The sequence below is a fragment of the Pseudomonas sp. MT3 genome, assembly GCF_054720805.1.
This window is the reverse complement of sequence record NZ_JBTVPY010000021.1, coordinates 82,184-107,337: the sequence shown is the minus strand read 5'-3', so window position 1 is coordinate 107,337 and position 25,154 is coordinate 82,184. Positions and strand designations below refer to the sequence as shown.

The following is a 25,154-nucleotide window of genomic DNA, read 5'->3' as shown; positions in this document are numbered from 1 at the left end:
GGCTCGGATATCCTTCGCGCTGATGACTACCCAGCAGCCGTATCGACCTGCGGCCGATACGGCGGGGTAGACATAGAATCTCCTACAAAGGAGCAGCAGGTCCATCGCAGGAGCGGACTCCGTCCGCGATACCGAATCACGGCATCGGTGGATCAGGCCAACCCGGCCAACTTCAGCCAATGATTGTAGAGCCCTTCCGCCACGCGGTTCATCGCTGCCACCTTCTGCGGCAGACCGTCCAGCATCTCGTCGGAGTCTTCCTGGCTCGGCTGGCTGGCATCGAGGTATTCGGGGAAGCCATTCACCCAGCCGCTGACCAGCTCCTCGGTCATTTCCGGATGCCCCTGCAAGCCGAGGATGCGCTCGCCGTAGCTGAACGCCTGGTTCGCGCACCAGGGGCTGGAGAGCAGGTGCGTCGCGCCTTCGGGCAGGTCGAAGGTATCGCCATGCCACTGGTAGATCGGGAACTCCGTGGGCAGATGCGCCAGCCACGGGCTCTGCGCCTCCAGGCGGCGCATCGGCTGCCAGCCGATCTCGGAGTACGGCATGCGCTGGATCTCCGCCCCCAGTGCCTTGGCCAGCAACTGGCCGCCCAGGCAGTGGCCGATCAGCGGCACGTCGCGCTCGATGAAGCGGCGGATCGCCGCGATTTCCGTACGCAGCCACGAGGTGTCGTCATTGACACTCATCGGCCCGCCCATGATGGCGACCGCCTTCGGCCGCTCCAGGTCATAGCCCTGCAACCCGTCGAGGTCGGCGCGGCGCACCTCGAACGGCAGGCCGAGACGGTCCAGGACCGTGGCCAGGTGGCCCGGCGGGCAGAAATCGACATGGGTCAGAATCAGAATATCGGTCATGTTCACCTCCGCGCGGCAGTCTGCCGCATCGAGGAGGCGTCATAAACCCCCGGCGTACCCGCGCGCAAACCGCGCCGTCACGGTGGGTGACGGCGCGTGTGCGGTTGCGGGTAGACAATCACAGCCGTCGGCGACGGCACAGGAGCCGGTTGCTCAGGGGCGCAGGGAGCTCACTTCCTGGGTCACGCCCCAGCCGTCCAGAACACCTCCCAATGGCGCCACAACCTCCTCCAGGTCGTGCTCGAAAGCGCCGATGGCCGCGTGGGTCGCGAACATCACCTTGCTGATCTGCAGGTTCCAGCCGCCGTCGTCGCGGGCGTCGACCTGGGTCCTCAGCGACTCGCCCCGGAACTGCCGGGCGGCCTTACGGGCGTTCTGTTCATCGGGAAAGATGGCGAAAAAGTCGATGGGATGAATGCGAGCGAAATCGAAGCCACCTTCCTTCATCCGGCGCAACACGTTGACGCTGATATCCTCCGAGAGGGGCTTTTCCATGGTACGCACCTCCTGTCGAGACGTTCAGAGTTTATTCCCCGCCAACGAACGCACCCCCGCCAGCGGCATGGATGCGTTCCGGGCACCTCTATGTGCCACAGGAAACGCCAAGTCAATCAACGTCCCCCAACTGGCAGCCAAGTCCGCCGAACACGCTCGAAGGCACGATTGCGTGACGGACTTCAAAGGCTACCTTTCCAGCGTAGCGTCTCTACCGGCGAGTTGCCGCTACTTCGCCGTCCCGGTCCTGGCGGCGGCGACAGGCGGCAGCTCGGCGCGACGCGTGCCCAGCCCCAGCGCGGCCAGTACCAGCAGCATGCCCAGCGCATGGCCGACGCTGAAATGCTCGCCCAGCAGCAGCACCCCGACCAGCGCGGAGCTGACCGGCATCAGGCCGGTGAACAGCCCGGCGATGTTGGCCGGAACCTGCGAGATGCCGCGGTACCAGAGCAGGAAGGACAGCACGCTGGCGCTCAGCGCGTAGAACAGCAGCCAGCCCCAGGTCGCCGCGCTGGGCAGGCGCCAATCGAAGGCCAGCGCCTGCGGCACCGCCAGCGGCAGGAACAGCAGCAGTCCGGCAAGGTTGACGCCGAAGGCCATCGCCCAGGGCCGAACGCTGAGCGACAGACGGCGCGAGAACACCGCAAACAGTGCTTCGGCCAGCACCGCGCCGAGCACCAGCAGGTTGCCGGCGACGCTGCCGGAACCGGTTTCCGGGCGCTCCAGCAGGTTCAGCGCCGCGATGCCCGACACCGCCAGCACGATGGCCAGCAGTTGCGCCGCGCTGATCCGCTCGCGCAGCCAGAGCCAGGCGAGCAGCGCGATCACGCTCGGCGTGGCGCTGGTGATGATTCCGGCGCTGGTCGCCGAGGTCAGCAGTACGCCGTGGAGCATGCACAGGCTGAACAGGAAGCAGCCGAAAAAGGCCTGCAGGAACAGCCCGCCGCAGGCCCGACGATCGAGCCCCCGGCGGGCATCGCGGAGAAACATGCCCGGCAGCAGCACCAGGCTGGCGATGAGGAAACGCAAGGCGGCGAACAGGTAGATCGGGACTTCGGCGAGGATCAGCTTGCCGATGGCGATATTGCCCCCGACGAGCAGCATCGACAGGGCCAGGCAAGCGAAGGCGAACGGCATGACGGCATCCTTGCATCAGGTGATGGGGGCCCGGCAAGCGGAGGGACGCTCCAGCATCCGGGCGGGCTCAACTCCGCGCAAGGGCCGAAACAACCTGAAACACTATCCGCCCAGGGCGATGCACAACCCGGTCATCGCCACGCCCAGCGCGGTGAAGCCCAACGCTCCCGGCCAGGGCGAGTCGCCGGCCCAGCGCGCCAGCAGCCAGCCAAGCACGAACAGCATGACGACCCCGATACCCTGGGCCAGGCGCAGTGCCAGCAAATCGTCCGGCACCAGCCAGAGCGGCAGGACCATCGGCAGGGTGATGCCCGTCACCAGCAGCACGATCAGCAGGGCCGCCAGCCACACTTCGGCACCGCCATGCTGCGGCTCGCCGGTTCCCAGGGAGGACGCCATCAGACGCTGGCGGAGGCGCCAGACCTCGTCCGGCCGCAGGACCGCCACCAGCCGGGGCGGCAGGAAGTCGTCGAGCCCGTCGCGAAAGTCGGTGTCGTTCGAGGTGCCGCGCAAGGCGCGCAGGCGACCGTGCCGGTGCGCCCCTTCCACCCGCAGGCGCACCAGCAGCATCAGCGCGTCCACCAGGCCCCAGGCCAGGTTGCAGCCCAGCGCGGCGACGATCAGGTCCTGCCGACTCGCCCCGCCGCTGGCGGCGGAGATCACCGAGATGATGGTCAGGGTCATGATCACGCCATAGGCCATCTCACTGACCCGGTCGAAGGGTGTGGTGACATCCTGCAGCACGCGCTGCCACGCACCGTCATGGGTTTCCTGCATGGGTCGGCCTCCTTCGCCGCCCACGCAGTCTACTCAGGCACGGCTGAGCCAGGCCATCACCCAGCGATTGATTGCCGGTGGCGACAGCTGGCCGGACCAGTACATCGCCCGGAACAATGCACCGATGGGCCGGTGCACCGCCCTGCTCCGGGCCTGGCGCCAGGCCGCCTCGGCGATCTCCTCGGCGTTCAGGGTTACGCCCAGGCGGCGCAGCACCGGTGGTTCGACGGTCTGGCTGGCGACCATCGGCGTGCGCACGAACGGCGGCATCAGGTCGGCAACCCGGATGCCGTGCTCGCGCCACTCCAGCTCCAGCGCCTCGGTCAGGCCGCGCACGGCGAACTTGGAGGCGGAGTAACTGGCCATCTGCGGCACGCCGTACAGCCCCGACGCCGAGCCCATGTTGAGCACCTGCGCGCCCGGCGTGCGCTTGAGCAGCGGCAGCGCGGCGTAGCAACAGTTGAGTACGCCCTGCACGTTGATCGCGATGATCCGCTGGTGATCGGCCAGGCTGATGTCCTCGAAGCGACCGAAACGCAGGATCCCCGCGCAGTTGAACAACAGGCGCAGGCCTTCGCCATTGGCTTCGGCGAACTCGCGCAGCGCCGTCGTCACCGCCTCGGCGTCGGTCACGTCCAGCGCCCGCTGCCAGGCACCGTCCAGTTCTTCGGCGAGCGCCGCCAGCGGTTCGGCGTTCAGGTCGATCAGGCCGACCTTCCAGCCCCGCCGGTGGAACAGCCGCGCGGTGGCGGCACCGATGCCCGAGGCCGCGCCGCTGATGAGGATGGTGTTCATCGGCGCACTCCCTGCAGGTGCTGGGCGACGAAATCGGCGACGTCCTGCAGTGCGCGGTCAGCCACCTTCAGCACTCCGGCGTGGGCCTGGAACACATGCCAGCAGTTCGGAAAGCGCTGCAGCTTCAGCGTGATGCCATACCGCCGCGCCGCCTCGGCAAGGCGCAGGCTGTCGTTGCGCAGCAGTTCATCTTCGCCGACCTGGATCAGCAACGGCGGCAAACCCGTCAGATCGGCATGTAGCGGCGACAGCTGCGCATCGGCCCGGGGCACGCCCGGCGGGCAGAACATCAGCATGGCGCTGTCGATCCAGGCGCGGGTGATCAGCGGGTCGCCCGCCGCCGGCACGTGCAGGTGCTCGGCGGACAGATCGGTCACCGGCGAGAAGGTCACCAGTGCGCCGGGTGTCGGCAGGCCGAGCGCCTTCGCCTGCAGGGCCAGTTGCAGGGTCAGGTGGCCACCGGCGGAGTCCCCGGCGATGGCAATGGCCGATGCCGGGATGCCCTTGTCCAGCAGCGCGCGGTAGGCCGCCACGGCATCGTCGCGCTGGGCCGGGAACGGGTGCTCCGGCGCCAGGCGGTAATCCAGCGCCCAGACCTCCGCCTGGCAGCGTCGCGCGAGGTTGGCGGTGATGGCCCGATGGGTGGCCGGCGAGCCGACCAGATAGGCGCCGCCGTGCAGGTAGAGGATCACCGCGCTCATCTCGCGCCCTTGGGACCGCCAGACCTCGCAGGGCAACCCGCCCAGGGTCGTCTGCTCGCGGTGCACGCCACGGGGCGTCAGGGTCGCGGCGGTCAGCCCGCGCAGCAAGGCGCGCTGCGCCTTCACCGGCAACGACGGCCCCATCAGCCCGCGGAACAGCAGGTTGAGCAGGCCGCGCAGGGCGGCGGTCAGGAACTTCTGACCAACCGACAGCGGCAGCACGGGTTCAACGGATGCAGTCATAGTCGGCGAACTCCGGCTGACGGGTCTGTTGGCGGTAGCGGAAGGTGAAGCCCGGCCAGTTGACGGTGTTGCGGCCGCTGGCGGTCTTGTACCAACTGTTGCAGCCACGTTCCCAGATGGTGTGGCGCAATTCGTGCTGCAGGTGCTGGTTGAAGCGCTGCTGCACCTGGGGTTTCACGTCCAGGTACTTCAGGCCCTCGCGCTGAATGCGCTGGAGGCAACCCAGCACGTAGGGGAACTGGCTTTCCAGCATGTAGATGATGGAGTTGTGCCCCAGGTTGGTGTTCGGTCCGTAGAGGATGAACAGGTTGGGGAAACCGCTGACGCTGATGCCCTTGTAGGCTTCCGCGCCCTCCCGCCAGGCCTGGTTCAGCTCGCGGCCGCCCAGCCCCTGGACGCGCATCGGCGCGAGGAACTCGGTGGCGGCGAAACCGGTGCCATAGATGATCGTATCCACCGGATGGCGCTGGCCGTCGCGGGTGACGATGGCGTCTTCGGTGACTTCGCGGATGCCGGTATCGACCAGCTTCACATTGCTGCGCGCCAGTGCCGGGTAATAGTCGTTGCTGATCAGGATACGCTTGCAGCCCAGCGGGTAGTCCGGCTCCAGCCGTGCGCGCAGGCCCGCGTCGGGAATGCCCCGGTGCAGGTGGCGATGGAAGCTCAGGCGCATCATCTTCATCAGTGGCGGAAACACGCTGAAGGCCAGCGCCCGCGACTCGTGCTGGATGTACTTGAGCCCCCGGTCCAGGCGTTGCAGCCACGGCAGGCACGCCTTCAGGCGGCGCTCCCAGGCGGCGTAGGGACGGTCCGGCTTGGCAATCACGTAGGCCGCGCTGCGCTGGAACAGCAGCAGCTCGGCGACCTTCGGCGCGATCTGCGGCACGAACTGGATGGCGCTGGCGCCGGTGCCGATCACCGCCACGCGGCTGCCTTGCAGCTTCGCCTGGTCATCCCACTGCGCGGAATGGAAGGCCTTGCCCTGGAAGCACTCGATACCCGGCAGGTGCGGAATCAGCGGACGGCTCAGTTGGCCGAGTGCGCAGACCAGCGACTGGGCGCGCAGCTCCTCCCCATTGGCGCAGGTCACCCGCCATTCCCCGGCCGCTTCGTCGAAGCTCGCCGCGCTGACCTCGCAGTGGAAGCGGATGCGTTCGCGCAGGCCGTACTTGTCCGCGCAGTGCCGGGCGTAGTCGAGGATTTCCGCCTGCGGCGCGAACTTGCGCGACCAGTCGGCCTTGGGTTCGAAGGAGAAGGAATACAGGTGCGAAGGCACGTCGCAGGCGGCGCCCGGATAGCGGTTCTCGCGCCAGCAGCCGCCGACGTCGCCGGCCTTCTCGAGGATCAGGAAGTCGTCGATGCCCGCCTGTTTCAGACGGATCGCCAGGCCCAGGCCGGCGAAGCCGGCACCGATGATCAGCACGCGCACGGCAGCCGACCCGGGGGAAGTATTTGTCATTGTTGTGCTCCCGGTGATGTTTCCGCTCGATGGCGGATGGGAACATCCTAGGGCTTCATTCGCCTTCGGGTTATGGCATAGTCGGACATAAAATTGTGACTTTCGGTCACATTATCCGACGAGGATCGAGATGCCCGCCACTCCCCCCTGGTCGCCCCGCCGCAGCGCCGTCAGCGTACAGTTGCTGACGCAGTTCGCCCTGGACCACGGCCTGAACCTGGAACAATGCCTGGGTGGTACCGGCCTGGGCATCGACGTGCTCGCCGATCCCGGTGCGGAGGTGGACGCGGAGCAGGAGCTGAGCCTGGTGCGCAATCTGGCCCGGCACCTGGGACACATCCCCGGCATCGGCCTCAAGGCCGGGCTGCGCTACCACCTCAACACCTACGGCATCTGGAGCTTCGCCCTGCTCAGCAGCGCCACCTTCCTCGGCGCCGCGCGCCTGGGGCTGCGCTACCTCGACCTGACCTACGCCTTCCACCGCATGCGCCTGGAGGAGCACGACGGCGAGGCGCACCTGCTGCTGGACGACACCGCCGTGCCGGAAGACCTGCGCGACTTCCTGATCGAACGCGACGGCGGCGGTGTGCTGCGCATCCAGCGCGACCTGACCAACCAGCCGGTACCCATGCGCCAGGTCAGCTTCCGCCGCGAAGCGCCCCGCGATGTGCAGCCCTACATCGACGAACTGGGCGTACGCCCGCTGTTCGGCCAGGCGGAGAACCGCATCATCTTCGACAGCCGCATCCTCGAACTGCCGCTACCGGGCGCCAACCCGGAAGTGGCGCGGCGCTGCGAGGAACAGTGCCGCGCCCTGCTCGCCCGCCGCCAGGTGCGGACCGGACTGTCCGGGCAGATTCGCGACCGTTTGCTGAGCACGCCGGGACAACTGCCGGACATGGAGCAGGTGGCCACGGACATGCACATGACCTCGCGGACCCTGCGCCGTCGCCTGCAGGCCGAGGGCAGCAGCTACCGCGCGCTGGTGGACGAGGTACGCCAGGCCCTGGCCGAGGAGTTGCTGGCCACGGGCGTGATTCGCCTGGAGGAGATTGCCGAGCGGCTCGGCTATGGGGAGGTGTCGAACTTCATACACGCCTTCCGCCGCTGGAAAGGTGTTACGCCGGGGCGTTTCCGCCGCGGCTAGCAAATCTGTCGACGCTCTTGCGAGCTAGAGCCGTAGTAGGCGGCAAGCACCCTACAGGCCGACGTGCAGCAGATCGTGGACGGGATTCAGAAGACCAGCTTGTAGCCGATCGACGCCAGCATCACCGCCAGGCACGGACGCAGCACGCCGTCCGGAATGCGGCCGGCCAGATGGCTGCCAACGTAGATGCCCGGCAGCGAGCCGATCAGCAGGTAGCCGAGCAGGCCCCAGTCCATGTTGCCCATGCTGGCATGGCCGAGGCCGGCAACCAGGGTGAGCGGTACGGCGTGGGCGATCTCGGTACCCACCAGGCGACGGGTGGCGAGGAAGGGATAGAGCACGAACAGCGCCACGGTGCCCAGTGCGCCGGCGCCAATGGAGGTCAGCGCGACCATGGCGCCGAGGACGGCACCGGTGACGACGGTCAGGCTGTTCAGCTTCGGGCCACTGAAGTGGAAGCTGTCGCCGGCATGGCGCTGGGCGAAGGCCAGTACCTGCTTCTTGAACAGCACGGCCAGCGCGGTGAGCAGCAGGACGATGCCCAGGGCATGCTTGATGATGCTGTTCATCGCCGCGGTATCGGCATGCAGGTTGTGCAGGAACAGCAGGGTAATCGCTGCCGCCGGCACGCTGCCCAGCGCGAGCCAGCCGGTGATGCGCCAGTCGATGTTGTCGTTCTTGCGATGGACCAGGACACCGCCGGACTTGGTGATGGCGGCATACAGCAGGTCGGTACCCACCGCCGCGGCGGGGTTGATGCCGAACCAGAGCAGGATGGGGGTCATCAGCGAGCCGCCGCCAACGCCGGTCATACCGACGATGAAGCCAACGACAAGACCCGCGATTACGAAACCGATATTGCCAACATCCATCTACGCGTCCTGACTGGCGAAACTGATCACCTCGTGGTGTGGGCGGCAGGATAACGACTTTTCTTATAATCCATTAGACCGATGTGGTCTTACTTTATAACTGGTTTCTACGGATTATTCGGCAGGAAAATACCCCTCCCCAGCGTCTGGCGCGGCACTTTCCCCGTAGGAACGGGCTGACTGGCGAACCTCGCCGAATGACTGTTCGCGCACCGGCCAGCCCCACGAAAACAGGCGAAAAAAAGGGGCCCGAAGGCCCCTTCTTCACTCACCCGGCGATCACTTCGCGTCGGGCTTGCCGTCCACCACGCCGGCGGTGTTGTCCAGCAGGCTCTTGGTCGCGGTCTGGATGAAGGACTCCAGGCGCACGCGCAGGTCTTCCCGGTCCGGCGCGTTCTCCACGCGGGTCACGCCGAAGTCCTTGCCGACCTTGTAGTCGTAGACGCGGATGTCGCCTTCCTTGGGTTTGATCAGGATGCGGTTGCCGTCGATTATCGCCACCACCTGCTCACTGCCGGAGGGCTTGATCACGCCGACGCCCTTGTCGCCTTCAGGCAGGTTCAGCAGGTCGCGGCCCCAGCACTGGTGGCGCACTTCACCGCCCAGGCGGCCCATGATGGTCGGCACGATGTCGATCTGGGTGCCGACGGTGTCACGGGTGGTGCCGAACTTCTCCTGGATGCCCGGAGCGATCATCAGCAGCGGCACGTTGAAGCGGAACAGGTCCATTTCGGTCAGCTGTTCCGGCGCGCCGAAGCCGTGGTCGCCCACGACGATGAACAGGGTGTCCTTGTAGTAAGGCGACTTCTTCGCCTTCTCGAAGAACTGGCCCAGCGCCCAGTCGGAGTAACGCATGGCCGTCAGGTGCTCGTCGAGGCTGCCATGACCGGTCACGCGCTCCACCGGCAGGTCCTTGGGCAGTGCGTAGGGCACGTGGTTCGACAGGCTCTGCAGCAGGGCGTAGAACGGCTTGCCGGTGGCTTCGAGCTTGTCCAGTTCCTCGTTGCCGCGGGCGAACATGTCCTGGTCGGACACACCCCAGGTCGGGTCGGAGAACACCGGGTTCACGAAGTCGTTGCGGCCGATGAAGCTGGTCATGCCCTGGTTGGCGAAGAAGCCGGACTGGTTGTCCCAGGCGAAATCGCCGTTGTAGACGTAGGTGTCCTCGAAGTGGCGCGCCGACAGCAGCTGCGGCAGGCCGGAGAACTTGTGGCCGCCCTCGGGCGTCTGCATCAGGTACTCGAAGCCCGGCAGGTTGGGGAAGCACGCCATCGTGGCGAACATGCCCTGGTGGGTGTGGGTGCCGTTGGAGAAGAACTGGGTGAACAGCAGGCCTTCCTTCGACAGCTTGTCGAAGTACGGGGTGATGTTGCCCTCCCCGCCCAGCGCGCCGACGAAGTGGCCGGCGAAGCTTTCCAGCAGGATCACCACCACGTTCTTCACCGGCAGGGTGCCATCGGCCGGCGGGGTGAAATCGCGGCGGATAGCGGCATCGTCGGCGTCGACCAGCTTGTCGTTGGGCGTCAGCAGCATCTTGCGCACGGTCTCGCGGGCCTGGTCGTCCGGCAGGCTGGACTTCCAGATGTTCGCGCGGTCCTCGCCGAAGCGGTCCTCGGCGGCCTTGACCAGCGTCATCGTGCCGTTCAGGCCCAACTGGTTGGCAAACATCGAGTCGGTGGTGAAGGCATCGCCCCAGCGTAGCGGCGGACCCTGGCGCAGGGTGCCACGGGCGGCGAGCACGCAGAGGACCACGACCACCAGCATCACCGCCACGCGGATGTACCAGGCGGCGACGGCCGGACCGGAGGTCTCCGGACGGGTCGCGCGGTCGATGCCGCGGAACAGCATGTACAGCAGCCAGGTGGCGAAGGCCCAGGCCAGCAGGTAGCGGACCACCGGGTAGCCGTACCAGATCATGCTCATGACCGTCCTGGGGTCTTCGGACATGTACTGGAACACCAGGCTGTTCAGGCGCTGGTGAAACTCACGGTAGAAGTCCATCTCCAGCACGCCAAGGAACAGCGTCAGGCTCGCCGTCACGGTCAGCCAGGCCTTCCACAGCCAGCGCCAGCCCATCGCGCGGGCGCTGGCGATGGCGAAGACAAGCGGAGCGACGATGTAGACCACCACGCGGATATCGAAACGCAGACCGGTGATGAAGGCCTCGACGAAGGTGGAGGCCGGCGTGCTGCCGACCAGTTCGCGGTTATAGATGAACAGCGCAAGACGTAACAGGGAGAACATCACCATCAGCGCAAGGACGCTGAGCGCGGTGAACGCCAGATGACTGGAGACGGTGGGCCGTGTGAGGCTCGCACCGTTCTGGCGATTGGTCAGGACTTCTGGTTGGCCCATTTCTAGGTTCCGTTGTGAACGTGTGGGTTCAAAGGCGCGCCGCCCGTGCGGGGCCCTGCGTGAGCGCGAAAAAGCTGCGGCATTACATCGCAAAAGCAGCGGCGGCGCATTTTATTCGGCGCCGCTTAAGTCGACATTATGCCGAGTCGGGCAATCGTTTCGGGATGATACGAGCCCCTGGCGGCAGCGCAGCGACCGCCGGACGGCGGGTACCCTGCCAGGCGACGGGTGAAGAAACTGTCATGCCCCGGCCGCCGCCATGCGTGGCGCCGCCCCTGTGCGGGAACGGCGCCGTGGCCGGCGTCAGTCGTTGGCCGGCTTGCCGATGGCCTGCAGCACGTACTGCGGCAGGGCGAAGGCGCCCTGGTGGATGGCCGGGTTGTAGTAGCGGGTCTGGATGCCGCTGGCGGCGAAGCGCTGTTGCAGGGTAGCGGCCTCGACATGGCGCAGGGCCGGGTTGGTCGAGCCCCAGGCGAAGGTCATCGCGCCGCCGATGTAGGTCGGCACGGCCGCCTGGTAGAAGTGCCAGTCGGCGAACAGGCCGTTCATCCGACCGGCAGTGTTGCGCACGGTGTCCAACTGCATGAAGGGCGTGCCGTTCTGGGTCACCAGTACGCCGCCTTCGTTCAGGCAGCGATGACAGGCCTGGTAGAAGTTTTCCGAGAACAGCACCTCGCCCGGGCCGATCGGGTCGGTGGAGTCGGAAATGATCACGTCGAACTTCGAGGAGGTGGTGGCGACGAAGCGCATGCCGTCGTCGATCACCAGGTTCAGGCGCGGGTCGTCGAAGGCGCCCTGGGAATGGTTCGGCAGGAACTCCTTGCACATGTCGACCACGGTGCCGTCGATCTCGACCATCGTGATGTGCTCGACGCTGGCGTGCTTGGACACTTCGCGCAGCATGCCGCCGTCACCGCCGCCGATGATCAGCACGCGTCTGGCCGCGCCGTGGGCGAGGATCGGCACATGCGTGAGCATCTCGTGGTAGATGAACTCGTCGGCCTCGGTGGTCTGGATCACACCGTCCAGCGCCATCACCCGGCCCATCCGGGCATTCTCGAAGATCACCAGGTGCTGGTGCTCGGTGCGCACCTCGTGGAGCATCCTGTCGACACTGAAACGCTGGCCATAGCCGTCGTAGAGGGTTTCCTGGTAATCGTGCATGGGCTGGGCTCCCGTCGGGACAAGACAATAGGAGGGGACGGCCGCGCCGCCCCGAAAGAGGCGCGCATTCTACGTGCCCGACGATGACAGGTCGAACCCCGTCGTCGCCCGGCGCCCTCATGGACGGGCGTTTGAAAGTCAGCGCCGGGAGGACAGCCCCGCCGGCAACAGGTAAGGTCACCCCATGAAAACCACATCGCACACACCCCAGCGCCTTCGCCTGTCCTACCGGGCGCCCTGGGACTGGCAACAGTTCCACGAACACTTCGCCCTGCGCAGCCTGGCCGGCGTCGAATGCCTGTCGCCCCGGCGCTACGCACGCAGCGTGCGGCTGGGCGAGGACCGTGGCTGGTTCAGCGTCGCGCCGCTGGACGATTCGGCGGAACTGGAGCTGGAGCTGCACCTTCCAGCCAACCACGCGGAAACGCTGACGGCGCGGGTGCGCAAGATGTTCGACCTGGACAGCGACCCCGCCCACATCGCCGGTCACCTGGGCAACGACCCGCTGCTCGGCCCGCTCATCCGGCACGCGCCGGGGCTGCGCTTGCCCACGGCGTTCGATCCGTTCGAACAGGCGGTGCGCGCCATCGTCGGCCAACAGGTCACGGTGAAAGCCGCGGTGACCATCGTCGGCCGGCTGGTGCAACGCCTGGGCGAGCCGCTGCCGGGCGACGTCCCCGGTCAGCCCACCCGCCTGTTCCCCACCCCGCAAGCCCTGGCCGGCGCCGACCTCGCCGGCATCGGCATGCCCGGCAAGCGCGTGGAAACCCTGCAACGCTTCGCCGCCGCCTGCGCCAGCGGCGCCCTGGCCCTGCATGTGGACGATGGCGCCGACGACCTGGTGAAGCGCCTCTGCGCCCTCCCCGGCATCGGCCCCTGGACCGCCGAATACGTCGCCCTGCGCGCCTTCGGCGATCCGGACGCCTTCCCCACCGCCGATCTGGGGCTGCTCAAATCGCCGGTCTGGGGCGCCGACGGTATCGCCGCCCGCGACCTGCAGCGCCGCGCCGAAGCCTGGAGGCCCTGGCGCGCCTACGCCGCCGTCTATCTGTGGCACGCCTACTCCCAGGGCGGCCGCACCGGAGGATGACCATGCACTACCGTTACCACGACAGCCCCACCGGCCGCCTGCTGCTGGCCGGCGACGAAGGCGGCCTGAAAATGCTCTACATGGATCTGGAAACGCGGTACTACCCGGAGCCGGACTGGCGCGAGGGAAGCCCTCTGCTGGACGACGTGGCGCGCCAGCTGGATGAGTACTTCGCCGGCAAGCGCCAGCGCTTCGAGGTACGCCTGAACACCGGCGGTACCGAGTTCCAGCGCCAGGTCTGGCAGGCGCTGCTGGAGATTCCCTACGGTTACACCACCTATTACGCCGAACTGGCCCGGCGTATCGGCCGGCCCAAGGCGATCCGCGCTGTGGGGGCGGCCAATGGCGCCAACCCGATCAGCATCATCGTGCCCTGCCACCGGGTACTCGGCCGCGACGGCAGCCTCACCGGCTACGCCGGCGGCTTGCCGCGCAAGGAACTGCTGCTGCGCCTGGAAGGCGCCATCGGCCGGGACTAGAAATCGAAGGCGGTTTGCGCGGCCTGCGGGTTCTCGACGCCTTCCAGCGCCAGCATGCGCAGCTTCGAATCGCGCCCGCCGGGCGCGGAAAAACCGCCGGTCTTGCCACCGCTGGCGAGCACACGGTGGCAGGGAATGATCAGCGGGATCGGATTGCTGCCCATCGCCTGTCCCACCGCGCGGGACAAGCCGACATCGCCCAGGCGCCGGGCAATCTCGCCATAGGTCGTCGTCTCGCCCCGAGCGAGCTGCAGGATGTCGTCATACACGCGGCGGTGGAACGCGCTGACCGCCGACAGATCCAGCGGCAGGCCGTCGAACGACACCGACTCGCCCCGCGCATAGCCGAGGATCGACGCCCGCGCCTCATCGATGAACACCGGCCAATGGGCGGTTTCGGTTCCGAGCGTGTCGAGCCGGGCGCGCAGGCTGTGCACCGGCTCCCCCGGCAGACAGGTACGCACGATCCCCTGCGAGCTCCAGGCGAGCCCGAACCAGCCGAGGTCTGTTTCGATCAGGCAGTAATGCATCGGTCGAGTGTCCGTCGCCGGACCTGATTCCGCAAGCCTTCCGGCAGCCAGCTCCACCTCGGTGATGGGCTTGCAGTGAACAGCGGGGATTGGGGTTGGCGTCGATCTTCGAACCGGGCTGCCTGCCGGCTACACTCGCGGGGCTGTCGTCGAGTGGGGCGAAGACCAGCCATTGCACCCACGCTGCAGGATGAACACCTGTAGGCGCCCCTCGGCCCTACGAAAAGCAGCCGGCGCACAACCCAATGCGCAGCATCATCCGCCGTGATGGGTATCCCTTCGCTCCACACCCTCCGGCGAGAAGCGGCTCAGGGGCGGCCATCCGAGGCATCGGCGGATGGGATTCAGCCCTGCGCCTTGCTGCGCGGCCCGGCGACGGCCCAGATGATCAACCCCAGCACCGGCAGGACGGCGACCACCAGGATCCAGATGATCTTCTTCGGTATGTCGGCACCGCTCCTTGCCACGTTGATGATGGCCCAGATATCCAGGGCGAAGATGATCAGGCTGATCAGACCATTCAGGGTTGAGCCCATAGCGAAGTTCCCTCTCTACGAAAATTGGCGCGCCAAGCATAACCGTCCTGTTCGTGGCGGCACAGGTGGCGATTCAGCCTCGCGTCGGATCGATCACCGCGAAGCTGGCTACGCTGTCGTGCCCCTCCAGCACCCCACCCTCGCGCGCCAGGCCGATGGTCTGCAGGCCGGCCTGCTGCGCGGCGTCCAGCTCCTGAACCACGTCGGAAAGGAAGAGGATTTCCTCGCCCGGCAGGCCGATGGCGGCGGCGATGCGACGGTAGGACTCGGCCTCGCGCTTGGGCCCGCTGGTGGTGTCGAAGTAGCCGGAGAACAGCGGCGTCAGGTCGCCGGCCTCGGAGCAGCCGAAGATCAGCCTCTGTGCCTGGATCGAGCCGGAGGAATAGACGTACAGCCGGTAGCCCTCGGCGTGCCAGTGGCGCAGCGCATCGACGGCGTCCGGGTAGACATGGCCCTTGAGCTGGCCGGCACGGTAGCCCTGCTCCCAGACCATGCCCTGCAATGCCTTGAGCGGCGTGGCCTTGCGGTCTTCGGCGATCCAGCCGAGGAGGATGTCGATGCAGCGTTCGGTGTCGGCGCTCGCCTCGCCGCTGTCGGCGCGCACGGCAACCAGTTGCTCGGCCACGGCCGGCTCGGCGGCATGCTCGCGCACGTAGTCCGGCAGGTGCGCGGCGGCATAGGGGAAGAGTACGTCGAAGACGAAGCTGACCGCGCTGGTGGTGCCTTCGATGTCGGTGAGGATGGCTTTGATCGGCATGGGAACTCCAGGGGCCCGCTGCTGCGGCAAGCGGACGGTGTGACCATGTAGGAGCGAGCTTGCTCGCGAACGAACCCCGCTGAGGAATCTGTTCGCGAGCAAGCTCGCTCCTACGAAGAGCGCTGTGCGGCGCGGCGACTGCTGCGCTGTCAGTCTTCCAGCAACGGAAACCGCTTGGCGATCTCGTCGCCGGTGAACCTGGCGACCCAGCCCTCGGCATTGTTGAACAGGCGGATGGCCACGAAGTGCGGGCGCTCGCCCATGTCGAACCAGTGGCGGGTACCGGCGGGTACCGAGATCAGGTCGTTCTTCTCGCACTGCACGGCGTAGACGTGATCCTCGATGTGCAGGGTGAACAGCCCGCGGCCAGCGACGAAGAAGCGCACTTCGTCCTCGCCGTGGCGGTGCTCGTCGAGGAACTTGGCGCGCAGCTCATCCTTTTGCGGATGGTCAGCGGTGAGGCTGACCACGTCCACGGTGACATAGCCCTCCTCTTCCTGCAGACGACGAATCTCGTGCTGGTAGGCGGCGATCACTTCCTCCTGGCTGGCGCCGGGGACGATCGGGGCGTTGGCCGCCCAACGCTGGAAGCGCACGCCCAGTTCTCCCAGGGTCGAGGCGATGTCCTCGGCATGAGTCAGCAGCTTCAGCGGCTGCTCGGGGCTCGATTCGTGGTAGACGGTCAGGCTGCTCATGGTCGGGCTACTCGATTCTCAGGGTTATTCACTGCGCGACGCCACGGAGGCTCAGCACCTTCAGCTCGCACTCGAAGAGGAACTCGAAGGCCTCCACCTGACGCAGCGCGTCGCTCATGCGCGGTCCCCAAGTGTACAGGCCGTGGCCACGGATCAGGTAACCGGGACAGTCCGGATGCGCATCGAGCCAGGGCTGCACCTTGGCCGCCAGGCGGGCGATGTCCTGGTCGTTGTCGAAGATCGGCACGGTGACACGGCCTTCATGGGTGGTGACGCCGGCGAAGGCCTTCTGCAACTCGTAGTCTTCCAGCTCCAGGCGGTCGCCCACGGTCAGACGCGACAGCACCGTGGCATTGACCGAATGGGTGTGCAGCACCGCACCGATCTCCGCGCGCCAGGCGTAGAGCTGGGTGTGCAGCAGGGTTTCCGCCGAGGGTTTCTTGCTCGCTTCCAGGCTGTTGCCGGCCAGGTCGGTTTCCAGCACATCGTCCTCGCCGAGTTGGCCCTTGTGCTTGCCCGAGACGGTGAGCAGCGCGCGGTCGGCCGCCAGGCGCGCCGAGTAGTTGCTGCTGGTGGCCGGCGACCAGCCGCGGCCATAGAGGAAGCGGCCGGCGTCGATGATCTGCCGGGTCAGCTGTTCACGGGTGTCGTTCATGCGGGTCCTCGTTCAGACGGGTCCAGATGATGAAGGCGGCGGCCAGCGCGGCGATGCTGGCGATGGAGAAGGTCCAGGCCGGACCAAGGCTACCCCAGCTGTAGCCGGAGTAAAGCGCGCCCAGTGCGCCGCCGGTCCCCGCCAGCGCAGCATAGAGCGCCTGGCCCTGGCCCTGCTGGCGCGCCTGGAAGCTGCGCTGGACGAAATGAATGGCGGCGGCATGGAAGCTGCCGAAGGTCGCCGCGTGCAGCAACTGGGCGAACAGCAGCACCGGCAAGTGCCCGGCCAGCGTGCCCAGCAGCAACCAGCGCAAGGCCGCCAGCAGGAAGCTCGCCGCCAGTACCTGGCGCAGGGAAAAACGCTGGAGCAGGCGCGGCATGACCAGGAACAGCAGCACCTCGGCCACCACGCCCAGCGCCCAGAGCTGGCCGATCAGTCCACGGGCGTAGCCCAGCGCCTCGAGGTGCAGGGTCAGGAAGGTGTAGTACGGGCCGTGGGACAGCTGCATCAGGCACACGCACAGGTAGAACGCCAGCACGCCGGGGCTGAGCAGTTGCTTGAGGAAACCACCGGCATCGGCTTCGTCATGACGCGCCGGCGGCTGGGCATTGGGCACCCACCAGCTGGCGCCGACGATGCCGAGCATGATCGCCAGCAGCGCCAGCGGGTAGCTGTCCAGGCTGGCGCGCTCGAACAGCCAGCCCAGGCCGACCACGGTGCAGATGAAGCCGATGGAGCCCCACAGGCGGATGCGGCTGTAGCTCTCGGTACGCCCGCTCAGGTGCGCCAGGGTGATCACCTCGAACTGCGGCAGCACCGCGTGCCAGAAGAACGCATGCCCGGCCATCACCAGCGCCAGCCAGGCGTAGCTGTGGTCGAGGAAGATGCCGGCGAAGCACAGCGCCGTGCACACCGCGCCAAAGCGCACGATGGCCAGCCGCTGGCCGCTGCGGTCGCCCAGCCAGCCCCACAGGTTCGGCGCCACGCAGCGCATCAGCATGGGGATGGCGACCAGCTCGCCGATGCGCGCGCTGGAAAAGCCCAGGTGATGGAAATACAGCGCGAGGAACGGCGCCGTCCCGCCCAGCAGGCAGAAGTAGAAGAAGTAGAAACTGGACAGTCGCCAGTAAGGGACCTGCGTCATCGGCGGCGCGACGAACCTTCCGCGAACCGGTTGGCTCGCGGAAGGTTCAGGTCGATCAGAGCTGACCGAGGACCGGAGTGCCGACCTTCACGTCGGCGTTCTGCGCGCGGTGGCGCAACAGGTGGTCGAGCAGCACGATGGCCATCATCGCCTCGGCGATGGGGGTCGCGCGGATGCCCACGCACGGGTCATGGCGGCCCTTGGTGATGACGTCCACCGGATTGCCGTTCACGTCGATGGAACGGCCGGGGGTGGTGATGCTGGAGGTCGGCTTGAGTGCCAGGTGGGCGATGATCGGCTGGCCGGAGGAAATGCCGCCGAGAATGCCGCCGGCATTGTTCGACAGGAAGCCTTCGGGGGTCAGCTCGTCGCGGTGCTCGGTGCCGCGCTGGGCGACGCTGGCGAAGCCGGAGCCGATTTCCACGCCCTTCACCGCGTTGATGCTCATCAGCGCATGGGCCAGTTCGGCGTCCAGGCGGTCGAAGATCGGCTCGCCCAGGCCCGGCGGTACGCCTTCGGCGACCACGGTGATCTTCGCGCCGACCGAGTCCTGGTCGCGGCGCAGCTGGTCCATGTAGGCCTCCAGCTCCGGCACCTTGTCCGGGTCGGGGCTGAAGAAGGCGTTGTCTTCGACACTGTCCCAGGTCTTGAACGGGATTTCGATCGGACCGAGCTGGCTCATGTAGCCGCGCACGCTGATGCCCATGCCCGCCAGCACCTTCTTGGCGATGGCGCCGGCGGCCACGCGCATGGCGGTCTCGCGTGCCGAGGAGCGGCCGCCGCCACGGTAATCGCGGATGCCGTACTTGTGGTGGTAGGTGTAATCGGCGTGGGCCGGGCGGAACAGATCCTTGATCGCCGAGTAGTCCTTGGACTTCTGGTCGGTGTTGCGGATCAGCAGGCCGATCGGGGTGCCGGTGGTCTTGCCCTCGAACACGCCGGAGAGGATTTCCACCTCGTCGGCTTCCTGGCGCTGGGTGGTGTGGCGGCTGGTGCCGGGCTTGCGGCGATCCAGGTCGCGCTGCAGGTCTTCCAGGGAAATCTCCAGGCCGGGCGGGCAGCCGTCGACGATGGCGACCAGCGCCGGGCCGTGGCTTTCGCCAGCGGTGGTGACGGTGAACAGCTTGCCGTAGGTGTTGCCGGACATGCGAGGCTCCGCGGAAGACAGGGGATCGAAAAGGCCGAGCAGTATACCTGCGTCAATCCGCCCTGCGAACCTTCCGCGACAGGGAGAGTCAAAGCGCCATCACCCCCGCCTGAAGTCTTCGATGCGCCGTCTCGCCCTCCTCTGTCTCTGCCTGTTCGCCGGCCTGCTCGGCTCGACCGCGCAAGCCGCTCCCAGCAGCATCCTGCAACGCCCCTACGACCTGGACAGCGGCCACGGCGTGCTGCGCGGCACCCTGCTGCTGCCGCAGAGCGCGACCCCGCCGCCGGTCGCCCTGCTGATCGCCGGCTCCGGCCCCACCGACCGCGACGGCAACAATCCCGAGGGCGGGCAGAACGCCTACCTGCGCAAGCTGGCCGAGGCGCTGGCCGAGAACGGCATCGCCAGTGTGCGCTACGACAAGCGCGGCGTGGCCCGCAGCCTGCCGGCGGCGCCTCGGGAGGAGGAACTCAGCGTCGAAGGCTACGTCGCCGACGTGGTTGCCTGGAGCGACAAGCTGGCGCGCGACCCGCGCTTCGGCCGCCAGGTGCTGATCGGCCACAGCGAGGGTGCGCTGATCGCCAGCCTGGCGGCCCCGGCATCCCACGCCGACGAGCTGGTATCGATCTCCGGCAGCGCCCGCCCCATCGGCGAGGTGCTGCGCGAGCAGTTGCAAGGCCGCCTGCCGCCGCCCCTGCAGGCCGAAGCCGACCGCTTGATCGACGGCCTCAACGCCGGCCAGCTCCAGTCCCGCGTACCGCAGCCGCTGCTCGTACTGTTCCGCCCCAGTGTGCAGCCCTACCTGATCTCGCTGTTCCGCCAGCGCCCCGCCCGGGCCTTCGCCGCATTGAAGATGCCGACCCTGATCCTCCAGGGCCGCCACGACATCCAGGTCAGCGAGGAAGACGCGCTGGCGCTCAAGCAGGCCAAGCCCGACAGCCAGCTATACCTGATCGACGGCATGAACCACATCCTGCGCATCGTCCCGGCCAGCGGCCCACAACAGTTGGCCTCCTACAACAACCCCAACCTGCCCCTGGCGCGGGAGCTGGTGCAGCGCATCGTCGCCTTCGTGAAGACCGCCCGCACCCTGCCCAACGCCACCCTGGCGTTATCTGGAGCGGACGCCTCAAGAAACGCCGCGCCCCGTCGATAACCCTCGGGACAGCCCCGGTCACGCCCGCCGGGCCCGAGGATCGCCCCATGAGCCAAGCCGAACCCACGCCCATCGCCGAGAGCGCCCCCCAGAGCGCCGCCCGCCCACACCCGTGGGCGGAACTGGGCCCGGAGCACTATCGCCTGCTGCGCCTGGCGCCGCTGCCCACCGACCGCTCGACCGGCGCCCGCCCGCTGCGCTTCGTCCAGCTTGGCCGGGTCGAACGTCACAGCAGCGAACAGAGCCTGCTGCGCCTGACCGTCCAGTTGCCCGGGCAGGTGCTGCGCAAGGAAGTGAACCTGCTGGAAGTCTGGGCGGACCACCGCAACAAGGAAATCCGCTTCGGCGCCGACTCGGGCTTCGCCACCGAACCGCTGAACCGTGGCCTGGGCCGCTTCCTGCTGGCCCAGGGCGTGGCCTGGGCAAAGAAGAAATGGGCGCACTACCGTGTCGAAGGTGGCGCATTGGCGATGAAGGAGGTGCCCAACGAAGAAGCCCGCCAGCGCCGGGATCACTTCCTCCGCGCCCAGGGCTTCGACGTGATCTACGAGGACTCGCGGCTGCTCAAGGCGCGCTATAACGTCGGCCGGATCAGCGAGCTGTACGACGACTGGCACAAGGAAAAGGTGCAGATCCTGCCGCTGCTGGACGCCGCCGCCATGCTCGAACAGGCCGACCACAACCTCGCCACCCAGGCCAACGAAATCCGCCGCCTGGAGCAGCGCATCGAAACCTTCCGCCGCGACGACAGCAGCCTGCGCTTCACCATCGCCTGCCTGACGGTGTTCGCGGTGTTCCAGGCCGGATTGCTGATCTGGATCGCCACCCACTGAGGCGTGCGGGCTTTTCGTAGGAGCGAGCCTGCTCGCGAACTTGACCACTCCAAACAGTGCCTATCCAGGCATCGCGATGCCGAATTGAACTCCCATCGCGGACGAAGTTCGCTCCTATCGGACAGTTCTGCGCTCGGATCAGCCCTCACCCTAACCCTCTCCCAGGGGGAGAGGGGACCGTTCGGTGCAGGGAACAATCAAGGTGTCAGCCGATTCGGACGGCTCCCTCTCCCTGAGGGAGAGGGCTGGGGTGAGGGGGTATCGCAGGCACGGATTTCCCCGGTAGAAGACAGTTGTCTCCTACATTGTTTTCTGGGTAATACCCCTCCGGGCCAGCGCAAGCGCTGTTCGCGATGGAGCCGCGTCCCACGTTCGCGGGAATGACGTGTACGGGGGGACTTCGCATCTCACCGTCACTCCCGCGAACACGGGACAGCGCTTGCGCTGAACGCACTTCAGTGCGGCCCGAAGGGTGAGCGCAGCGAATAGCCTAGAAGACAATTGCTCCTACACGAGCAAATCAGCGTGAGAAGTAAATGGCTTTTCGTAGGAGCGGACTCTATCCGCGATTGGCCCGCTGCCATGCGGTTCGCGAGCAAGCTCGCTCCTACAGGCTAATCCCACCCGCCGCGCGTCAGGCCGTTACCCGTGACTTGAACAGGTCCTGATGCTGCCGGCACTGCTCGGCCGAGAGCAGGAACACGCCATGACCGCCGTACTCGAAATCGAGCCAGGTGAAGTCCACCTCCGGGTAGAGCGCCGCCACGTGGACCTGGCTGTTGCCCACCTCGACGACCAGGCTGCCGCGCTCGGTCAGGTGGTCCGCCGCCTCGGCCAGCATGCGCCGCACCAGGTCCAGGCCGTCGTCGCCGCAGGCCAGGCCCAGCGCCGGTTCGTGATGATATTCCGGAGGCATGTCGGCGAAGTCTTCGGCGTCGACATAGGGCGGGTTGGACACGATCAGGTCGAAGCGCTGCCCCGGCAGGCCGGCAAAGCCATCGCCCTGCACGGAGTAGACGCGCTCGCCCAGTTCGTGGCGCTCGATATTGATATTGGCCACTTCCAAGGCCTCGAAGGACAGGTCGCCCAGCACGACTTCGGCCTCGGGGAAGGCACTGGCGCAGGCGATGCCGATGCAGCCCGAGCCGGTGCAGAGGTCGAGAATGCGCGCCGGGTCGGCCGCCAGCCACGGCTCGAAACGGCGCTCGATCAGCTCGGCGATGGGCGAGCGCGGCACCAGCACGCGCTCGTCGATCACGAACGGCAACCCGCAGAACCAGGCCTCTCCCAGCAGGTAGGCGGTGGGCACGCGCTCTTCGATGCGCCGGCGCAGCAGGTGCATCAGGTACTCGCGCTCTTCATCCTCGAGGCGGCAGTCCAGGTAGGCATCGGCCATCTCCCACGGCAGATGCAACGCACCGAGCACAAGTTGGCGGGCCTCGTCCCAGGCGTTATCGGTGCCATGACCGAAGAACAGTTCCTCGGCGTGGAAACGGCTGACCGCCCAGCGGATGTAGTCACGCAGGGTCAGCAAACGGGATTGAGTCACAGCGCAGTCCTCGCAGCTCGCAAAAAGGGACGCATTCTAACGGAACGGCGACGCGCTGGGGCGTCCCGACCAGCTATCGTTCATCTTGCCAATACCACTTTGGAGCGAGTTAGCAAAGATTCACAGGGAACGCGTTACAGCCCACAATGGTGGCACGTGGATTATCAGGAGTTGAGACATGTCCCTTCCGCTCAGCATGCTGCAGATCAGTGGACGCGGGTACCCGCCGGCCACGCTGCGCCAGAGCACTCTGTTGATCATCGATGCCCAGGAGGAGTACCGCAGCGGCGCGCTGGCGCTGCCTGACCTGGATGCGGCGGTGGCGCAGATCCGCCTGCTGCTGGAGTCGGCCCGGGTCATGGGCACCCCGATCGTTCACGTGCACCACCTGGGCGTGCGGGGCGGCGTACTCGACCCGCAGGGCCCACGTGGCCAGTTCCTCCCCGAGCTCGCCCCGCTGCCGGGCGAGGTCATCGTGGACAAGCGCCTGCCCAACGCCTTCGCCGGCACCGACCTGCATGAGCGCCTGCAGGCCCACGGTCGCCTGGACGTGATCGTCTGCGGCTTCATGACCCATTCGAGCATCAGCACCACCGTACGCGCCGCCAAGGACTACGGCTACCGTTGCACCCTGGCGGACGCCGCCTGCGCCACCCGCGACATCCCCACCCCGGAAGGCGGCGTACTCGCCGCCCGTGACCTGCACCGGGCGGAGATGGCCGCCCTGGGCGACAACTTCGCCGCGGTGGTCGCCCAGGCCCAGGCCCTGATCTGACACCGTCCGTCCCGACGGGCGGCAGCAGCGACCACGAGCGGTTAGGCTCTGCTTAGGCGCAGAGCTTGCGGGCCCGGCTGGAAACCGGGCCCGATGCGCCTCCCGACCCCGGGATTGGAACCCCCTCCAGCCCTGACCGGTCATAGCCTCGTTCAACAGATGAGGAAGTCGGGATGAAGTTGTCCGATAGTTTCAATCCGCGCACCTTGCGTCCCAAGCGTCCGGGACGCTGGCGCTGGCGCTTCGCCGCCGCCCTGGCCGCGGTGATCGCCACCCTCGGCATCCTGTCCGCGATGGCCGGAGTCGCCGCCCTGCTGCGCCGTCAACCCGCCGTCGGCGTTCTGCACATCGAGCCGGGGGCCGGTGCCGTCCTGCTGGTCATCGGGCTGCTCTGCCTCTGGCTGGGCGTGCTGTTCTGGCGCGCCGCCCGCCGCCGGGCACGCGGCCGCGAGGGTCTGAGCCTGTCGCCGAGACTGATGAAGCGGCGCGACTGAGCCATCCGTGGATTTCCGCAAGGTCGGCGCGATCCGCTACACTGCGCGGCTCTTCGTGGAGGTGCGCATGCAAGACGACGATTTTTCCCAGTTCGCCCGCGAGATGCGCGGCGTCAAGCGCATCACAGTGGACCAGGCCGACACCGGCAAGCCCAAGGCCGACCGCCAGCAGCTCAAGGAGCTGAGGCAGAACGCGACCGTGCGCACCGAGAACATCCGGGTGGACGGCCTATCCGACCAGTTCGTCATCGACGTCGGGCCGGAAGATGAACTCTACTGGGCCCGTGACGGTGTCCAGGAAGGCCAGATGCGCAAGCTCAAGGCCGGCCAGATCGGCTTCGAGGGCAGCCTCGACCTGCACGGCATGAAGATCGAAAAGGCCCGCGAAACCCTCTGGGACTTCATCGCCGAAGCCACCCGCTTCGAGGTCCGCTGCGTCCGCGTCACCCACGGCAAGGCCGCGCGCGTCGACGGCAGGAGTCCGATGATGAAGAGCCACGTGAATACCTGGCTGCGCCAGCACCCGCAGGTGCTCGGCTTCACCTCCTGCCTGCCGCGCCACGGCGGTGCCGGGGCCATCTACGTGATGCTGCGGCGCACGATGCTCGAAGGCCGCGACGAGTAATCGGGCCGGGAAACGATTGGCGCCAGCACCGCCGCCATAACGCGCCAACCGGCACGCCACCCTTGCCAGCCAAGGCCGCGCGCCCTACCCTGCGCCACGGTTTTTCATATTTGTCATTGCCACAGGTAGATCCATGTCCCTGGAACAACACTACTCCGCGATCCTCAGCCAACTCGGTGAGGACGTTACCCGTGAAGGCCTGGTCGATACGCCCAAGCGTGCCGCCAAAGCCATGCAGTACCTTTGCCGCGGCTACCAGCAGACGCTGGAGGAGATCGTCAACGGCGCGCTGTTCAGCTCCGACAACAGCGAAATGGTGCTGGTCAAGGACATCGAGCTCTACTCGCTCTGCGAGCACCACCTGCTGCCCTTCATCGGCAAGGCCCACGTCGCCTACATTCCCAACGGCAAGGTGCTGGGGCTGTCGAAGGTCGCGCGCATCGTCGACATGTACGCCCGCCGCCTGCAGATCCAGGAAAACATGTCGCGGCAGATCGCCGAGGCCGTGCAGCAGGTCACCGGCGCGCTGGGCGTGGCCGTGGTGATCGAGGCCAAGCACATGTGCATGATGATGCGCGGCGTGGAGAAGCAGAACTCCTCGATGGTCACCTCGGTGATGCTCGGCGAGTTCCGCGAGAACGCCGCCACCCGCAGCGAGTTCCTCAGCCTGATCCGCTGAGCCGAACCGCC

27 protein-coding genes are annotated in these 25,154 nt (G+C 67.0%); 9 read left to right on the top strand and 18 right to left on the bottom strand.

The genetic code is table 11. The features are described from left to right. Window positions 1-152 precede the first annotated feature (152 nt). The 7 genes from ACYCAX_RS20520 to ACYCAX_RS20490 form a co-directional block, all read right to left on the bottom strand. Complete coding sequence (locus tag ACYCAX_RS20520) at window positions 153-857, bottom strand: type 1 glutamine amidotransferase (RefSeq protein ID WP_460248717.1); 705 nt, start codon at window positions 855-857, stop codon at window positions 153-155. A gap of 153 nt (window positions 858-1,010) precedes the next feature. Then, a complete protein-coding gene (locus ACYCAX_RS20515; protein ID WP_015476811.1) occupies window positions 1,011-1,352 on the bottom strand; it encodes a ribonuclease E inhibitor RraB in 342 nt (113 codons plus the stop codon). Window positions 1,353-1,580: 228 nt separating this feature from the next. Next, the gene (locus ACYCAX_RS20510; protein WP_294976390.1) at window positions 1,581-2,489 is read right to left on the bottom strand and encodes a DMT family transporter; all 909 of its coding nucleotides are present in this window, start codon (window positions 2,487-2,489) and stop codon (window positions 1,581-1,583) included. 102 nt (window positions 2,490-2,591) lie between these two features. Next, window positions 2,592-3,266: a hypothetical protein gene (locus ACYCAX_RS20505; RefSeq protein WP_015476809.1), complete on the bottom strand. Its 675-nt coding sequence runs from the start codon at window positions 3,264-3,266 to the stop codon at window positions 2,592-2,594. A 33-nt stretch (window positions 3,267-3,299) separates the two neighbouring features. Beyond that, window positions 3,300-4,061: an SDR family oxidoreductase gene (locus ACYCAX_RS20500; protein ID WP_015476808.1), complete on the bottom strand. Its 762-nt coding sequence runs from the start codon at window positions 4,059-4,061 to the stop codon at window positions 3,300-3,302. After that, window positions 4,058-5,005, bottom strand: a complete 948-nt coding sequence (locus tag ACYCAX_RS20495; protein ID WP_294976386.1) for an alpha/beta hydrolase — start codon at window positions 5,003-5,005, stop codon at window positions 4,058-4,060. Before ACYCAX_RS20495 ends, ACYCAX_RS20500 begins: the two co-directional genes overlap by 4 nt. Next, window positions 4,989-6,464: a flavin-containing monooxygenase gene (locus ACYCAX_RS20490; protein WP_294976384.1), complete on the bottom strand. Its 1,476-nt coding sequence runs from the start codon at window positions 6,462-6,464 to the stop codon at window positions 4,989-4,991. The genes ACYCAX_RS20495 and ACYCAX_RS20490 overlap by 17 nt, the downstream gene beginning before the upstream one ends. Window positions 6,465-6,594: 130 nt before the next feature. Here ACYCAX_RS20490 and ACYCAX_RS20485 point away from each other — a divergent pair, with 130 nt between their 5' ends. Next, window positions 6,595-7,611: an AraC family transcriptional regulator gene (locus ACYCAX_RS20485; RefSeq protein WP_015476805.1), complete on the top strand. Its 1,017-nt coding sequence runs from the start codon at window positions 6,595-6,597 to the stop codon at window positions 7,609-7,611. 86 nt (window positions 7,612-7,697) lie between these two features. Here the strand turns inward: ACYCAX_RS20485 and ACYCAX_RS20480 are convergent, their stop codons facing one another. From ACYCAX_RS20480 to speE, 3 genes are all read right to left on the bottom strand, one after another. Further along, on the bottom strand, window positions 7,698-8,483 hold the full coding sequence (locus tag ACYCAX_RS20480) for a sulfite exporter TauE/SafE family protein (protein ID WP_015476804.1): 786 nt from the start codon (window positions 8,481-8,483) through the stop codon (window positions 7,698-7,700). A 279-nt stretch (window positions 8,484-8,762) separates the two neighbouring features. Then, on the bottom strand, window positions 8,763-10,838 hold the full coding sequence (locus tag ACYCAX_RS20475; RefSeq protein WP_294976379.1) for an LTA synthase family protein: 2,076 nt from the start codon (window positions 10,836-10,838) through the stop codon (window positions 8,763-8,765). A 303-nt stretch (window positions 10,839-11,141) separates the two neighbouring features. After that, window positions 11,142-12,002: a polyamine aminopropyltransferase gene (gene speE / locus ACYCAX_RS20470; protein ID WP_015476802.1), complete on the bottom strand. Its 861-nt coding sequence runs from the start codon at window positions 12,000-12,002 to the stop codon at window positions 11,142-11,144. Window positions 12,003-12,186: 184 nt separating this feature from the next. Between speE and ACYCAX_RS20465 the strand changes: the two genes are divergently transcribed. Both ACYCAX_RS20465 and ACYCAX_RS20460 read left to right on the top strand, forming a co-directional pair. After that, window positions 12,187-13,092 carry a DNA-3-methyladenine glycosylase family protein gene (locus ACYCAX_RS20465; protein WP_294976374.1) on the top strand — a complete coding sequence of 302 codons (906 nt, stop codon included), beginning with the start codon at window positions 12,187-12,189 and terminating at the stop codon, window positions 13,090-13,092. Window positions 13,093-13,094: 2 nt separating this feature from the next. Next, window positions 13,095-13,571 carry a methylated-DNA--[protein]-cysteine S-methyltransferase gene (locus tag ACYCAX_RS20460; protein ID WP_294976371.1) on the top strand — a complete coding sequence of 159 codons (477 nt, stop codon included), beginning with the start codon at window positions 13,095-13,097 and terminating at the stop codon, window positions 13,569-13,571. Here the strand turns inward: ACYCAX_RS20460 and ACYCAX_RS20455 are convergent. The 7 genes from ACYCAX_RS20455 to aroC all read right to left on the bottom strand — a co-directional run bounded on the left by ACYCAX_RS20455 (window position 13,568) and on the right by aroC (window position 19,035). Then, entirely contained in the window at window positions 13,568-14,101 is a 534-nt protein-coding gene (locus tag ACYCAX_RS20455; protein WP_015476799.1) for a methylated-DNA--[protein]-cysteine S-methyltransferase, read from the bottom strand. The genes ACYCAX_RS20460 and ACYCAX_RS20455 overlap by 4 nt on opposite strands. A 344-nt stretch (window positions 14,102-14,445) precedes the next feature. Continuing rightward, window positions 14,446-14,637, bottom strand: coding sequence for a PLD nuclease N-terminal domain-containing protein (locus ACYCAX_RS20450; protein ID WP_460248716.1), 192 nt, complete (start codon window positions 14,635-14,637; stop codon window positions 14,446-14,448). Window positions 14,638-14,710: 73 nt separating this feature from the next. Further along, window positions 14,711-15,394, bottom strand: a complete 684-nt coding sequence (mtnC, locus tag ACYCAX_RS20445) for an acireductone synthase (protein WP_294976365.1) — start codon at window positions 15,392-15,394, stop codon at window positions 14,711-14,713. Between the two features lie 149 nt (window positions 15,395-15,543). Continuing rightward, a complete protein-coding gene (locus ACYCAX_RS20440; RefSeq protein WP_294976362.1) occupies window positions 15,544-16,089 on the bottom strand; it encodes a 1,2-dihydroxy-3-keto-5-methylthiopentene dioxygenase in 546 nt (181 codons plus the stop codon). A gap of 28 nt (window positions 16,090-16,117) precedes the next feature. Further along, window positions 16,118-16,744 (bottom strand): methylthioribulose 1-phosphate dehydratase, encoded by a 627-nt coding sequence (locus ACYCAX_RS20435; protein ID WP_460248715.1) that lies wholly within the window; start codon window positions 16,742-16,744, stop codon window positions 16,118-16,120. Continuing rightward, window positions 16,728-17,888, bottom strand: coding sequence for an MFS transporter (locus tag ACYCAX_RS20430; protein ID WP_460248714.1), 1,161 nt, complete (start codon window positions 17,886-17,888; stop codon window positions 16,728-16,730). The genes ACYCAX_RS20435 and ACYCAX_RS20430 overlap by 17 nt, the downstream gene beginning before the upstream one ends. A gap of 55 nt (window positions 17,889-17,943) precedes the next feature. Next, on the bottom strand, window positions 17,944-19,035 hold the full coding sequence (gene aroC, locus ACYCAX_RS20425) for a chorismate synthase (protein WP_460248713.1): 1,092 nt from the start codon (window positions 19,033-19,035) through the stop codon (window positions 17,944-17,946). Between the two features lie 121 nt (window positions 19,036-19,156). On the opposite strand from aroC, the gene ACYCAX_RS20420 reads away from it, so the two are divergent. Then, window positions 19,157-20,188 (top strand): alpha/beta hydrolase, encoded by a 1,032-nt coding sequence (locus ACYCAX_RS20420; protein WP_460248712.1) that lies wholly within the window; start codon window positions 19,157-19,159, stop codon window positions 20,186-20,188. A gap of 47 nt (window positions 20,189-20,235) precedes the next feature. Further along, window positions 20,236-21,021 carry a hypothetical protein gene (locus ACYCAX_RS20415; protein WP_460248711.1) on the top strand — a complete coding sequence of 262 codons (786 nt, stop codon included), beginning with the start codon at window positions 20,236-20,238 and terminating at the stop codon, window positions 21,019-21,021. A gap of 634 nt (window positions 21,022-21,655) precedes the next feature. On the opposite strand, the gene prmB is transcribed toward ACYCAX_RS20415, so the two are convergent. After that, window positions 21,656-22,570 carry a 50S ribosomal protein L3 N(5)-glutamine methyltransferase gene (gene prmB / locus ACYCAX_RS20410; RefSeq protein ID WP_460248710.1) on the bottom strand — a complete coding sequence of 305 codons (915 nt, stop codon included), beginning with the start codon at window positions 22,568-22,570 and terminating at the stop codon, window positions 21,656-21,658. 178 nt (window positions 22,571-22,748) lie between these two features. Between prmB and ACYCAX_RS20405 the strand changes: the two genes are divergently transcribed. The 4 genes from ACYCAX_RS20405 (at window position 22,749) to folE (ending at window position 25,143) form a co-directional block, all read left to right on the top strand. Continuing rightward, window positions 22,749-23,345, top strand: a complete 597-nt coding sequence (locus ACYCAX_RS20405) for a cysteine hydrolase family protein (protein ID WP_460248709.1) — start codon at window positions 22,749-22,751, stop codon at window positions 23,343-23,345. A gap of 173 nt (window positions 23,346-23,518) precedes the next feature. Beyond that, entirely contained in the window at window positions 23,519-23,839 is a 321-nt protein-coding gene (locus ACYCAX_RS20400) for a hypothetical protein (RefSeq protein ID WP_460248708.1), read from the top strand. Between the two features lie 67 nt (window positions 23,840-23,906). Beyond that, window positions 23,907-24,464, top strand: a complete 558-nt coding sequence (locus tag ACYCAX_RS20395; protein WP_015476788.1) for a Smr/MutS family protein — start codon at window positions 23,907-23,909, stop codon at window positions 24,462-24,464. A gap of 133 nt (window positions 24,465-24,597) precedes the next feature. Then, a complete protein-coding gene (gene folE / locus ACYCAX_RS20390; protein ID WP_015476787.1) occupies window positions 24,598-25,143 on the top strand; it encodes a GTP cyclohydrolase I FolE in 546 nt (181 codons plus the stop codon). The last annotated feature ends 11 nt before the right edge of the window (window positions 25,144-25,154 follow it).

Bases quoted from the DNA above. Each gene is read 5' to 3' on its own strand.
- ACYCAX_RS20520 (WP_460248717.1), bottom strand. From the start codon at position 857: ATGACCGATATTCTGATTCTGACCCATGTCGATTTCTGCCCGCCGGGC.
- ACYCAX_RS20515 (WP_015476811.1), bottom strand. From the start codon at position 1,352: ATGGAAAAGCCCCTCTCGGAGGATATCAGCGTCAACGTGTTGCGCCGG.
- ACYCAX_RS20510 (WP_294976390.1), bottom strand. From the start codon at position 2,489: ATGCCGTTCGCCTTCGCTTGCCTGGCCCTGTCGATGCTGCTCGTCGGG.
- ACYCAX_RS20505 (WP_015476809.1), bottom strand. From the start codon at position 3,266: ATGCAGGAAACCCATGACGGTGCGTGGCAGCGCGTGCTGCAGGATGTC.
- ACYCAX_RS20500 (WP_015476808.1), bottom strand. From the start codon at position 4,061: ATGAACACCATCCTCATCAGCGGCGCGGCCTCGGGCATCGGTGCCGCC.
- ACYCAX_RS20495 (WP_294976386.1), bottom strand. From the start codon at position 5,005: ATGACTGCATCCGTTGAACCCGTGCTGCCGCTGTCGGTTGGTCAGAAG.
- ACYCAX_RS20490 (WP_294976384.1), bottom strand. From the start codon at position 6,464: ATGACAAATACTTCCCCCGGGTCGGCTGCCGTGCGCGTGCTGATCATC.
- ACYCAX_RS20485 (WP_015476805.1), top strand. From the start codon at position 6,595: ATGCCCGCCACTCCCCCCTGGTCGCCCCGCCGCAGCGCCGTCAGCGTA.
- ACYCAX_RS20480 (WP_015476804.1), bottom strand. From the start codon at position 8,483: ATGGATGTTGGCAATATCGGTTTCGTAATCGCGGGTCTTGTCGTTGGC.
- ACYCAX_RS20475 (WP_294976379.1), bottom strand. From the start codon at position 10,838: ATGGGCCAACCAGAAGTCCTGACCAATCGCCAGAACGGTGCGAGCCTC.
- speE (WP_015476802.1), bottom strand. From the start codon at position 12,002: ATGCACGATTACCAGGAAACCCTCTACGACGGCTATGGCCAGCGTTTC.
- ACYCAX_RS20465 (WP_294976374.1), top strand. From the start codon at position 12,187: ATGAAAACCACATCGCACACACCCCAGCGCCTTCGCCTGTCCTACCGG.
- ACYCAX_RS20460 (WP_294976371.1), top strand. From the start codon at position 13,095: ATGCACTACCGTTACCACGACAGCCCCACCGGCCGCCTGCTGCTGGCC.
- ACYCAX_RS20455 (WP_015476799.1), bottom strand. From the start codon at position 14,101: ATGCATTACTGCCTGATCGAAACAGACCTCGGCTGGTTCGGGCTCGCC.
- ACYCAX_RS20450 (WP_460248716.1), bottom strand. From the start codon at position 14,637: ATGGGCTCAACCCTGAATGGTCTGATCAGCCTGATCATCTTCGCCCTG.
- mtnC (WP_294976365.1), bottom strand. From the start codon at position 15,394: ATGCCGATCAAAGCCATCCTCACCGACATCGAAGGCACCACCAGCGCG.
- ACYCAX_RS20440 (WP_294976362.1), bottom strand. From the start codon at position 16,089: ATGAGCAGCCTGACCGTCTACCACGAATCGAGCCCCGAGCAGCCGCTG.
- ACYCAX_RS20435 (WP_460248715.1), bottom strand. From the start codon at position 16,744: ATGAACGACACCCGTGAACAGCTGACCCGGCAGATCATCGACGCCGGC.
- ACYCAX_RS20430 (WP_460248714.1), bottom strand. From the start codon at position 17,888: ATGACGCAGGTCCCTTACTGGCGACTGTCCAGTTTCTACTTCTTCTAC.
- aroC (WP_460248713.1), bottom strand. From the start codon at position 19,035: ATGTCCGGCAACACCTACGGCAAGCTGTTCACCGTCACCACCGCTGGC.
- ACYCAX_RS20420 (WP_460248712.1), top strand. From the start codon at position 19,157: ATGCGCCGTCTCGCCCTCCTCTGTCTCTGCCTGTTCGCCGGCCTGCTC.
- ACYCAX_RS20415 (WP_460248711.1), top strand. From the start codon at position 20,236: ATGAGCCAAGCCGAACCCACGCCCATCGCCGAGAGCGCCCCCCAGAGC.
- ACYCAX_RS20405 (WP_460248709.1), top strand. From the start codon at position 22,749: ATGTCCCTTCCGCTCAGCATGCTGCAGATCAGTGGACGCGGGTACCCG.
- ACYCAX_RS20400 (WP_460248708.1), top strand. From the start codon at position 23,519: ATGAAGTTGTCCGATAGTTTCAATCCGCGCACCTTGCGTCCCAAGCGT.
- ACYCAX_RS20395 (WP_015476788.1), top strand. From the start codon at position 23,907: ATGCAAGACGACGATTTTTCCCAGTTCGCCCGCGAGATGCGCGGCGTC.
- folE (WP_015476787.1), top strand. From the start codon at position 24,598: ATGTCCCTGGAACAACACTACTCCGCGATCCTCAGCCAACTCGGTGAG.